This window comes from Nostoc sp., from assembly GCF_036917815.1.
Taxonomy (GTDB): Bacteria; Cyanobacteriota; Cyanobacteriia; order Cyanobacteriales; family Nostocaceae; genus Nostoc.
Genome location: NZ_JBALEK010000079.1, coordinates 91,136 through 103,162 on the forward strand (window position 1 = coordinate 91,136; position 12,027 = coordinate 103,162).

Annotated in this window: 10 protein-coding genes; 4 read left to right on the forward strand and 6 right to left on the reverse strand. The window is 40.4% G+C overall.

What is annotated here, in order from left to right; all coding sequences use genetic code 11:
* Positions 1-139: 139 nt before the first annotated feature.
* From V7K97_RS24130 to V7K97_RS24150, 5 genes are all read right to left on the reverse strand, one after another.
* Positions 140-1,024, reverse strand: a complete 885-nt coding sequence (locus V7K97_RS24130) for a ParA family protein (RefSeq protein ID WP_334803512.1) — start codon at positions 1,022-1,024, stop codon at positions 140-142.
* A gap of 475 nt (positions 1,025-1,499) precedes the next feature.
* Entirely contained in the window at positions 1,500-2,246 is a 747-nt protein-coding gene (locus tag V7K97_RS24135) for an SDR family NAD(P)-dependent oxidoreductase (RefSeq protein ID WP_334803513.1), read from the reverse strand.
* A 343-nt stretch (positions 2,247-2,589) separates the two neighbouring features.
* Entirely contained in the window at positions 2,590-5,166 is a 2,577-nt protein-coding gene (locus V7K97_RS24140) for a DNA translocase FtsK (protein ID WP_334803514.1), read from the reverse strand.
* Between the two features lie 21 nt (positions 5,167-5,187).
* Positions 5,188-7,314: an ATP-binding protein gene (locus tag V7K97_RS24145; RefSeq protein WP_334803515.1), complete on the reverse strand. Its 2,127-nt coding sequence runs from the start codon at positions 7,312-7,314 to the stop codon at positions 5,188-5,190.
* A gap of 42 nt (positions 7,315-7,356) precedes the next feature.
* Positions 7,357-8,217, reverse strand: coding sequence for a transcription factor RcaD (locus V7K97_RS24150; protein WP_334803516.1), 861 nt, complete (start codon positions 8,215-8,217; stop codon positions 7,357-7,359).
* A 341-nt stretch (positions 8,218-8,558) separates the two neighbouring features.
* Between V7K97_RS24150 and V7K97_RS24155 the strand changes: the two genes are divergently transcribed.
* From V7K97_RS24155 to V7K97_RS24170, 4 genes are all read left to right on the forward strand, one after another.
* Entirely contained in the window at positions 8,559-8,882 is a 324-nt protein-coding gene (locus V7K97_RS24155; RefSeq protein ID WP_334803517.1) for a phasin family protein, read from the forward strand.
* 78 nt (positions 8,883-8,960) lie between these two features.
* Positions 8,961-9,482, forward strand: coding sequence for an FKBP-type peptidyl-prolyl cis-trans isomerase (locus V7K97_RS24160; RefSeq protein ID WP_334803518.1), 522 nt, complete (start codon positions 8,961-8,963; stop codon positions 9,480-9,482).
* A gap of 182 nt (positions 9,483-9,664) precedes the next feature.
* Positions 9,665-10,171, forward strand: coding sequence for a hypothetical protein (locus tag V7K97_RS24165; RefSeq protein WP_334803519.1), 507 nt, complete (start codon positions 9,665-9,667; stop codon positions 10,169-10,171).
* Between the two features lie 228 nt (positions 10,172-10,399).
* Positions 10,400-10,726: a DUF6464 family protein gene (locus V7K97_RS24170; RefSeq protein ID WP_334803520.1), complete on the forward strand. Its 327-nt coding sequence runs from the start codon at positions 10,400-10,402 to the stop codon at positions 10,724-10,726.
* Between the two features lie 498 nt (positions 10,727-11,224).
* Here V7K97_RS24170 and V7K97_RS24175 read toward each other — a convergent pair.
* Positions 11,225-12,027, reverse strand: an 803-nt coding sequence (locus V7K97_RS24175; RefSeq protein WP_442938923.1) for a hypothetical protein, incomplete at its 5' end; no start/stop codon positions are given.

Here is a 12,027-nt window from a genome sequence, read left to right on the forward strand (position 1 = left end):
TATCTGTTCAACTTAGCTTGTTTCTCGCAGAGTAAGTCTGAATTCTCTTGATTCAGACCTTTGTCAAAATCAAAAAATTCAGATTTCCGACTTATTAAATAGGTCGGAAATCATGTTGTTCATGAATGATTAATTAGGGCTATAGCTTTTGCAACAACTCCTGAGTTAACTGAAAGAAAGCTTTTGAACCTGCTGATTGGGGAGCAATTAAAACAGCTGGCATAAAACTATCAACAGCCTTAGCAACATTAACATCAACTGGTATTTGTACTTTACAAATTTTTTCTACACCAAAATCTTCGACAACGCGGTGCATTACTTGTTTATAGTATCTGCCAGTAAGCAGGTTAGCGCTGGACATACTAAATACAATTCCCAGCATTTTTATGTTTATCTTAGTTTCATGTCCATGACTGTCTTTTAATTGGGCAATTCGTCTTTCTAGCAGTTGAATACCCACTACAGACAATGGTTCTGGTTTAGCAGGAAGTATGTAGAAATCGCTGGCGGCTAAAGCGCTACGAGTCAATAGATTATAGCCAGGGGCACAATCGAGAAGGATAAAATCATATTCTTGACGTACTGGTTTTAAGATGTTATTAATCAAGACTCTTTCAAAGCGATTCCAAATCGTTTCAAAGTCCTGTTCGCCCAAAGCAGTTGCTTGCTTATGCAGCATTTCTGAAACAACAAATTCATCATACAAATCGATATCTCCCGGTAATAAATCTAGTCCTGGAAGATTACAAACTGGAGATTGAATGATATCCTGAATTGTGAGTTTTGCTTGTGGGTCTGGATTGATAACTTCGTCTATCAGATACCTAAATGTCTTGCTTTGTTTACGACGCTTGGCAAAATCTAAAGGCGACATCAAACTGAGTGTGGCGCTAATTTGGGTGTCTAAATCAAGGACAAGCACCCGCTTGCCATGATTTTTAGCTAAACAGGTAGCTAAGTTGACGGTGAGGGTGGTTTTACCAACGCCACCTTTCATGTTTGCAGTAGCAATTACATATCCCATTGGTTAAGTCCTCTGTTGACGCATTCCCCTCTAGGTAGCGTATACTTATGTTAAATAATTAAAACTTCCACTAAATTTAATATTTTCCGGGACTCAAAAAGAGTCGTTTCCGCAATCTTTACTTGATTGAGGCAGTCAGATTATAGCAGTGAATGCCTTGCTGGTGGTTAAGGATGCAGGTTTTTAAATGCTTTGGGGACGCAGAGTTTTGCCAAAGAGAATTCGCTATGAATTAAGGACTTAGGCACAGGTAACGGCAAATCGAACCACAGAGGCACAGAGAACACAGAGGAATAAGAGTTTGAGAGGTATTTTGTGTAAATCCTAGAATTAAGGTGTCACCGTTCCAAATTGGGTTGCATTGTACGCGCTTGGCAGAAAGTCTTTGTCTGTTTGGATTTGGGTTGTTAATTTTTTTGATTGTTGTAGAGTAGTACCAATACTCTGCACTAATCAACTGAGGTTTCATCACTATTCAGGTTAAATTTAGCCCGCCATCAGCCACGATAACTTCTCCAGTGATATAGTCCGAAGCGACCAACATTGCTACAAGATCAGCAATTTCTTCGGGTTTAGCGGCTCGACGCATTGGGGCGTGATTTTGCCAGATTTCTTTGGCGGTATCCCATTGCTCCGTCATTGGTGTCTCTACTAACCCAGGAGCGATCGCATTAACCCGAATTGCTGGTGCAAGAGTGACAGCCAGTAGTCGCGTCAAATGATTAAGTGCAGCTTTACTTACAGAATAAGGGATAGACGCTCCTTTAGGACGGACACCTGCATGAGAACTGATATTCACAATGCAACTCGGATGCCCCTCAGTAGCGCTTTGCCGCAGAGCCGATTCTGCCTCAGCAATCAATATCCACGGCGCAATTACATTTACTTTGTATAGTTTTGCCCAGATTTCTGATGTTGCCTGTTTGAGAGCAGTGTGTGGAATAACTTCACTAATCCCGGCATTATTAATGATGACATCAAGGCGACCATGTTGCTTGATCACTGAATGAATCAGCTGGCTAGTTTCCTCTTCGTTTGTCAGATCAGCTTGAATATAACTGGCATTTCCCAGTTCTTCCACAAGTGCTGCACCTGCTTGAACTGAAGATTTTGAATGGATTGCAATGGACATTCCTTCTCTAGCAAGACGCCTAGCAACGGATGCGCCAATGCCTGATGTCGAGCCAGTGACTAGTGCAACTCGATTCGAGAATGATTGCATCAGATTTGAAGTTCTCAATACTTCTTCAATTGTCCATGTTGCTACAGCTCAAAAGATTGCTCTGTACTAATGAAGAAAAGAATAGCAGAAAACGCCTATGTATAGCTGTAGGGTGTGTTATGCATTATAGCAACGCACCTGAGATTGTTGACGGTGCGGCGCTTGGCGACAACACACCCTACATGAAAATTCCTTAACATAGCTGGAAATATTAGCACCGACTTACTTATACTAATGAAGAAAAGAATAGCAGAAAACGCCTATGTATAGTGAGTTTCAGCCTAAGCGTACAATGTAACCCAATTTGGAACGGTGACACCATTAATGAAATGCTTTACTTAGTCTAGGTTGATGGTAGTTGAATAGTTGTTGCAAATAAGCTTTGTAGGCGGTGTTGTTGAGCGCCAATTTGGTAGAGTAAATCGCCTTTGCCCAAAAGATAAGCTGCTGTTGTTTGTTTTCCTCCCAAAACTATAGTTGAGTCTGCTTCGCTAGCAGTACGTAGAGCAACTCTTCCTGGAAGATTGGCGCGAATAATTGGGGTGACAACACTGGCTTCTGGACGTTGTGTAGCAATAATGAGATGAATTCCCGCAGCTCGCGCCATTGCTCCCAAACGTTTAATACTTAGTTCTAATGCTTTGCGGATTTCTTTTTCTGCCATAAAGTCGGCATATTCATCAAAAATGCAGACAATGCGAGGTAAAATATTACTGGAGCGGAGATTGTAAGTAGTTAAATCAGCACATCCAGCTTTTTCAAACTGCTGGTAACGAGATTCCATCTCTGTAACTAATTCTTCCATAAGTGCGATCGCGCGATCGCTATCTTTGACAACTGGCGAATACAACCAGGGCATTTTCTCAAACTCAGGAAAGGTAACTCGCTTGGGATCTACCAGGGCGATTTTGAGATGTTGCGGTGAATGGCGATATAGTAAGCTGAGGAGGAGCGATCGCAAAAACTCACTCTTACCACTACCAGTTGTACCACCAACTAAAAAGTGACAAGTATTCGGATCAGACAAATCAGCCTCTACTAGTTTCCCCTCAATACTCACCCCAATCGCAATTTTGACAGGTACTGTGGGAGGTAAGAATTGCGGTAAAATATACTCTTCAAAGCTAGCAACTTGTCTATCTGGACGGGGCAAATCAATACTGACATACCCAGCTTGTGGAGCAATCAGAGGCGGATTTCCTAACCCCATCTGTACTTGCAAATCAGCCGATAATTTCAAAAGAGCGTTAATTTTCACACCAAGATGGGGTTTAAGTTTCACCCGGATAAAAGCTGGCCCAACAGCAGCACCGTGATAATCTACATTAATACCAAAAGATTGCAAAGTAGTCACCAACTCTTCACCAATAGCATCAGCATTAATAGATTCCCCTTGATTGTTTGTACCGCCATTATTCGAGAAACTAGATAGCTGATTTACAACAGGCGAAGGAAAAAAAGTTTGACACTTTTGCTGCTGGGGGCAAATTTCGCACAGATGAGGCTGGGTTGTAGACGGTGGTGGATTGGAATCAGGCGGTTCCCAAGTCAGCCATTGCTGCATCTGATGTAATTTATAGGGTATCAACTGATGCACTGTATTTTCTAGCTGTTCCCAAGAATATTGATACCCTTTAAACTCTGGCAAAACACAGTAAACTGCTGAGTCAACAGGTACTTTTTTCTTTTGCCAAAGCATATAACTATAAAGAGAAACCTGAGCCAATTGTGCTGATGGGTCTACAGGCTGATAGGTTTTAAACTCAATTACACACAGACGCTTAAGCTCAAAGTTATAGACTAAGCAATCAAATTCTCCTCCTACTCTTTGTTGTGTGCCATCAGGCAACTGAAAATAATGCTCAAGCTTCCGTTCTTGTGCAACAAAAGTATTACGAATAACTGCTTCTGGATTACAATAATGTCGATTTATTACAAGTAATTCTGCAAAGCGTCGGATTAATCCTTGTAATCCTTGCCAAACTTTGTACAGAGGTTGTGCTGTACTAGCATCTTTTTCAACAGATTTTTCTAGATAAGCAGAAAATTTAATTTCATAAAAAAGCTGTTGCAGATGAGAAGCAACTTCGTCGGTATTTAATTGGGATGCAGTTGTTTTAAATATTTCTTGAAATCTTGGCTCAATCACAGCTAAGTTTATAAAATTATCAGCTAATTGATGAAATATATTACCGATTCCAAGGTGATTTTCTGCTGGGGTAAATAAAGTATTTCCGCCAAATAGCTGATGTAAATAAAACAACCGGGGACACTCAAAAGCGATTCTAACCTTAGTAGCAGTTAAAGATGAGTTTACAGATTTTTCTGTTGATTGCACTGAAGCATTAGGTATCATATTAAAAATATTACTTACGGAATCAGGGGTATAAATTTCTAATAAGCGGCGATGAACAGCAGCCAAATACACTGTATCCATTGCTGCATATTGTAGCTGCTTGCCACTAAGAGGACGCTTTCCCCAGTCACTTCTTCCTTCTTCTATATCTACATTGGAAAAGTGGCAGATTTCTGTTGCTAAAGTTTTGAGTTTTAAATTGGATGTTTGTAATGTTTCTTTGCTAATTTTTCTGGCTAACTTCAGAGTACAGGTAATATTTTGTGCAGAATTGCCACCCAAGTACTTTAAATCAAAACTTGCATTGTGAAATACTTTTTCAATTTGGGAACTGGTCATGATTTGGTTAATAAATAGTGCAGCCAAATCAGGTTTATCCAAGACATCGATAATATAAGCAAACTCTCCTGTAGAATCTGTGGGTTTTGCCAATACCTGAATTAATGATAATCTGGGATAATAAGTATTACAATCAGCTACTTCTGTATCTAGCCACAGCACTTTAGCCAAAGCGAATTTTGCAATTTGGGTCTGGATTTCAGCAGATTCTTTGAGGTAGTGCATTGGCTAAAAGTCTATCAACAGTTATCTATTAGTTACCAAAGAAATTAATTGGTCTTGCAATATGGCTTTTGGGTCAATAATTTTTACTTTCTTTTCCTGACACAATAAATCAATTAAGTGTTGAGTATCAGTTTCTTTTACAGAAGGAAATTGACCACCAGCCTCCTTAATTAAAGTTGGTACTCCCATAAATCCTTGGGTTTTGACTAGATTTAATAAAAACTCTTTTACTGGTCTTAAATCTTGTTTACTGTTTCCGTTATTTGTCTCAGGTTCTTGTTTAGCAACAATTCCTAAATCTTGCAATAAAGTACATTTGTGCAAAATTTCAGACTCAAGGATTAAAGATTGTAGTTTCTGTAAAGTAATAGTTTTACCTGCGACCACGAATTCTTGAGATAGAGCAGAATTCATTAAACTTTGGTATGTCGCCAAATAGTGAACTGAGGAAAGATTTGGTTTGATGTGAATATGCTTAGTACCCGTGAAAATCTGACTGTACATTTGATTACCAGCGAGTTTTGCAGTTCCTACACCTCCAATCCGAATCAAGTATAAAGATTGACAAATATTTTGTTGAATTACTTTTTGACAGGCATTCATAATATTAAAAAAGCTTGTCATATTTGAATCTTCAGTCCAAACTACACCTATCGGTTCTCGTTTACCAGGCTGTTGATAGCTCAAAGAGTAACTTGCATACTTTCCACTTAACAGTTTGAGCTTAATTCCCTGTATTTGTAAGGCAACTAGAGCTTCTTGTAACATCCGAATTAGGTCAGTCGATGATATCAAAGAAATTTTACTATTTTTGTCCTGATTTTTTTTATATTCTTTCTGCCATAACAATTGAAATTCTGGTTGAATTCTCTCATTATCGTCTGTAAACTGTGGTGAATTAATAATTATCGGAAGTTTAGTACCATCATTTGTTTTTGCTATTCTCACAGTAATTTTATTTGGATCAATTGTTGGTAACTTTAATGGAGAAGTATCAGTTCCCAAAGTTATAATTTTATATTTTTGATACTCATTACGACCTAAAACCAATGCATTTCTAGGCATCGTTTTACCACCAGGGTAAGATTGCTCCAATACTTGCCGATTCAACGGAAAAATTGGGGAATTAATCGGAGAATCAGCTTGTTGATGTATTGGTTGTAGCTGATAAGCCCAGAGCGCTTCTGCTTGTTCTAGGGTAATATATTTTAACTGAATTAGTCGATAAATTCCAGCTTTGTCAGACTGTTGAATCTTATCACTATGACGCTTCCAGGTGTTAGTTACAACACTGATAATCACTAAGAAATTTTTTAGATACTCACCGTGAATAGTTGTATTAACATCAAATAAAGGTTGTATATCTAAAAAACCATCTGCTAATTTAGGTAGAGTTTCTAAGTTTTCAAAGCATAAGATAATTGGTTGAGTCTCAGTAGCAATTTTACCGAAATTTGCCAAAATATTCTTTGCTTTATCTTCTGTATCAATGCAATTATTTACTTTTAAGGCTTGCATTGATTCTTCACTTAAATCATCTCCACGTAACCATTCACAAGCTGAATCATATAATTCTGGATTTATGAGATCGTGCAATACTCCGAAAAAAATATCAGGATTATAGATACTTGTTTGTTTGTAAGTATTCTTTAGATGTTTGATAAACTTTTGACGGTCGCTTTGCAATAGCTGCCAAATACCATCATTAAAAATTCGCTTTTTCAGGTTGCTTTTGGTGAAAGCAGATAAACTTTTGAGCCACAGAATTAACTGTGACTCTTGCTCACCTTCTGGAACTTGGATTAAGCTATCAACAGTAGAGCGTAAAATATGACGCCAAGTATTACTACTTTCAGCCCAATTGCAGAGGATATAGGCAAAGAATGCTTTGGGGTTGAGAGTGCGCTGTAGCCGACCTAATAAATAACTTTTGCCAGAACCAGAATCACCCGCAAGTAAAATTGTCCGGCTGCGATGGTCTGTTGCTACTAAGTCAAGTAACTCTTCAATCTCAATTATTGCTTCTTGATGAATTGACTCAACTGTGAGTGTAGCGTCTTGCTTCTCACTCCAAAAATTCATGGGTTTCAAATTTATGAGATCAAAAGGATTGACCTCGCGTTTAATAATTTCGTCAATCGATGCCATACTTTAACTTTAATGAAGTTCAAACCTATTTTGGGCTAAATTTTATCTGGAAATTTCAGTATTAAGGCTGACAAAAAACAGCACACCGCCAATGTTTTGGGTAATCCCAGCAGCAATCTGTTCTGGAATGTAAGGTGTAGGATCTACCAAAGAACTCAACTCTATATTGTCGTTTTTTTGCAACCGATATAGTACCTGGTCTAATTCATCTCGTGACAATGGCGGTTGTAACTTTTGCCGTATATGGAAAATTGGTAAATAATTCTCTGTACCCAATTCTTTGTCTAATTTCTCAATAATTTGTAAAACTTCTTCATCACTTATATTGGTAATCGTTTCAGAAGATGAATGTTCACTAATAGGTAGTGAAGTAGAGACTTCCCCTGGCTTTAACCGCAGAGTTTTCCGTAAAAAGCGGAGGTAATTACCCAGCAGTTCTAAGCTGATGGCGGGGTTAGAGCCTTTGTTAGGACTATAATCATCCCGTAAATACTCGATTCCTCGTTCAGTCAGCCAAACCTCAGCTTTTGCCCTTTTAATGCTCTTTTCGGCTTCAATCAAACCCCTTTGGCTTAAAACTTCTAATATCGCATCTCTTTCAGCAGCTTTTGGTGAGGTGATTTTGCTGGGGGCGATTTTGCCAGAAGCTTTACTAATCTTCTCCAGTACCTTCAGTTCTTTGTCTGCAATGGGTACTTCACCTGGATCTTTCAGCAGGGCTTGACCAGGCGGTAAAATTTTAACTGCGGTAATCTCGCGGGTATAGTCTACCAGTTCGCGATCGCCCAATGCTCGACAAATTTTGTTTTTCTCAGTTTTAAAAACATCGAAGTTCTTAAGGTCAGCTCGGTAATCGGTAAATCCCAATAACTTTAAGAGGAACTTTAACTCATTCGTTTCCATGTGGGTAGACTTGCCTATATATGACTCAGCAGTACTATAGCTCGAAGCTCAAAAATTTACACATCTTCTTCAGGGTAACTATAATTAGTGCCAATAACTACGACACACGGATATTCAGTAGGCGCTATGATCCAAATTTTTGCGTCCTCCTGGATAAAATCTTCCCGTAAATTCGGGGCAACCTGAAATCTTCAGCAGTTCTATAACCACGCTCTTGGAACCCTGTGCTTGCTAATTTGCCAAAATAGAGATGTAGGCTAGAATAACCACGCTTGAAGATAGCTTGATTGCCTACACTCAGAAGCAAGGGTCGGCTGGTTAATAAGTAAGAGGAAGGGAGTATGGACAATAACAACTGGTTGCAACAGCTAATGATAGTAGGTCTTGGCACAACGTCTTTAGTAGCAGAAAAACTGCGGCAAGTCGGCGATGACTTAGTTAAAGACGGTAAGCTCAATCCTGAGCAAGCCAAGGCAGTAATAGATGATATTGCCCAGCAGTTAAAGTCGGAACAAGGAAACTTCGATGTGCAAATGCAACGGCAAATGCGAAATATGATGCAGGATTTGGGCGTGGCTCGTCAGTCGGAAGTGGACGAACTCAGGGGTAGAATTGACCGTTTAGAGCGTCAATTGCGCGATTTGGAAAATAAGCTTTGGCGTTAAAATGCCCTTTGTGATTTAAACTAATTGTGTCCTATTGGTAATGTTTTTGCCAGGATACCTAAGTAAGGAGAACTGATTTTGAAACCAATTTTCCTCAGCGTGGCGTTCATGCTGATGTGTGTTGTGCTTTTATTTGTGGGGCAAGTAGGCAGTAAACAGAATATTGCCATTGCTGCTGAGTTAACCCAAACGTCGCCAGGGTCCACAACTGTAACTGAAAACAATATCTTAATTGCGGGTAACACTATGTCTGATGCGAATGTCGTAACCACTCCCTCTGGATTAAAGTATGAGGAGTTAAAAGAGGGGACTGGGGCGACTCCTAAACCTGGACAAACGGTTGAAGTTCACTATGTCGGCACTCTAGAAGATGGTACTCAGTTTGATAGTTCACGCGATCGCGGTCAACCTTTCAGCTTTAAAATTGGCATTGGACAGGTAATCAAAGGTTGGGACGAAGGAGTTAGCACTATGAAAGTAGGCGGTCTTCGTAAGTTAATCATCCCATCTGAGTTAGGCTATGGCGCTCGTGGTGCCGGTGGCGTGATTCCACCCAATGCAACTCTAATTTTTGTAGTGGAATTGCTGAAAGTTCAATAGGGAATGGGGACTGGGGATTGGGTACTGGGGACAAAGGAGAATTATTAAACTGGGCAATAACCCAGAACTAAAGTTTTAAAAGATTCGGCTGTGAGCGATCGCTCACAGCCTGATTTTTAGTATAAATGTACTAAATAACTGCTAAAATGCCTTACAAGTCAGCTAGCCTTGCTTGAGGTAGTATGAAAAAAATCCCAAACACAGACAAAAAGCCCATTTTGCGGAGAGTTTCGCTGTTGCAGCCTAAATCTGTAACTACTGCTATTGTGCCACTGCGACCCCAAGAAGAAAAAATCACCAGTGAACGAGGGCGTTTGCTTGTACAAATTGAACGCATTAATCAGATGGCAGGAGAGTTAGAAGCAGCGATATTGGAGTTGAAAGCGATCGCTAACACACTGAATACTCAAAGACGTTACCCAGTTCTAAATCACGAACCATCCCAAAATACTTGTCAGTATTTTGCAGTTAGCGTCCCTTGGGTAAAACGAAAGCCTGATGAATCATTTATTTTGACAACGCGAAAAGTTGATTTATTCCGAGCCGAAAGGGAAGCCGCACTGTTAGCACAGCAACTTCGTCAGCAAACCAAAAAAAGATTAGCATCTCAGGGACACGGAAAAACCAAGAATGGGGCTGAGACTGAGACAAAACCCTTGTTCAAAAAGGTATTAGTCAACAAATCTTAAAATTATCAACATTCAACGGCATTTCACCCAAGAGGAGTGTAACAGTTATGCTGATTGAAGTGGCAGAAGGAACTTCTTAGTCAAAATTGCTAGATACCACACTGCCATTGCTAATTGCCACCAACTATGATTGCAATTAGGCAAAGCTGCCCTCAGATTTGCACTTCCGTAAAACCAGAGTGCAACATCAGGGACAATCAATCAGCGCACAGAAGAGGTAAAAAGAAGGTGTTAAAGACACTTTTAGTAATTGCCGTTGGTTTTTTACCGTCCCTGATTTCACTGTGGGTGATCCGCAAAACCCATTTGCGATCGCGCTTACGGGTTAGACAAGCAGCCATAAATTTTCCAGTGGTGCAGGGACGGCAAAACCTGAGACCTGTTGAAGGCGATCGCTATTATTTAGAAGGGGTAGGTTATCTAATTGGCGACATCAGCTGCAAATTTAATGCCCGCTCTGGTTACGTCCGGTGTGCTGTTAATCCCCAAGGCCCATGTAACGGTTGCCGTCACTACGAACCGAAGCAATTAGCTGGTAGTGAAAAGAGTTCCTAAGACCTCTTGCATAAATCAAAAATAAAGAACCCCACCCCGCATTTGCTAATGCAAACGCTCCCCTCTCCGCTTGCTCTTAGGGGTTGGGGGTGGGGTGTTAAGGACTTTTGCAAGAGGTCTCTAGATCGGTAGAGATAACCTGATTTATACCTCAGGAAGCACAACTAGAATCTAAGGTGTATATACCTCCCAGACTCTCAGACCCATCAATCAATACCTTTCCTTCAGAACGCTACGCGAACGCCAAAAAAAGAGTTAGCCTATCTTTTGCCTAAATAGCCCAACAAAATAGGGTGTAATATTCGTAAGCCAAAAGGCAAAACCCCAGTTCAGACGGATAGGACAGTATAAATTCCTGACACAAAAACCATACAGGATTTTATTGGCTCAGTTTTGTGTCATGAGGCAAAAACAAGCGTGTAAAATCTTAGGTTTGCTCTATGCCAATACTCGTAAATTGGCGTTCGCGTAGCGTGTCCTTTAGGACAAGGTATTGAACTATGGACCAGTATTAACAAAAAGTGCATTATTGGTTCCCAGACCGGCACAGATAGCCTGATTTGTACCTAAGGAAGCACAACTAGGATTTGAGACGTATGTACCTCCCAGACCCTGAGGTCCACTCCAGGAACTGCCATTAAACCGATTCACATAAAGTGAATTATTGGTCCCGAGACCGGCACAGATAGCCTGATTTGTACCTAAGGAAGCACAACTAGGATCTGAGACGTATGTACCTCCCAGACCCTGAGGTCCACTCCAGGAACTGCCATTAAACCGATTCACATAAAGTGCATTATCGGTTCCGAGACCGGCACAGATAGCCTGATTTGTACCTAAGGAAGTACAACTAGGATTTGAGACGTATGTACCTCCCAGACCCTGAGGTCCACTCCAGGAACTGCCATTAAACCGATTCACATAAAGTGCATTATCGGTTCCGAGACCGGCACAGATAGCCTGATTTGTACCTAAGGAAGTACAACTAGGATTTGAGACGTATGTACCTCCCAGACCCTGAGGTCCACTCCAGGAACTGCCATTAAACCGATTCACATAAAGTGCATTATCGGTTCCGAGACCGGCACAGATAGCCTGATTTGTACCTAAGGAAGTACAACTAGGATTTGAGACGTATGTACCTCCCAGACTCTGAGGTCCACTCCAGGAAATGCCATTAAACTGATTCACATAAAGTGCTCTATTGGTTCCGAGACCGGCACAGATAGCCTGATTTGTACCTAAGGAAGTACAACTAGGATTTGAGACGTATGTACCTCCCAGACTCTGAGGTCCACTCC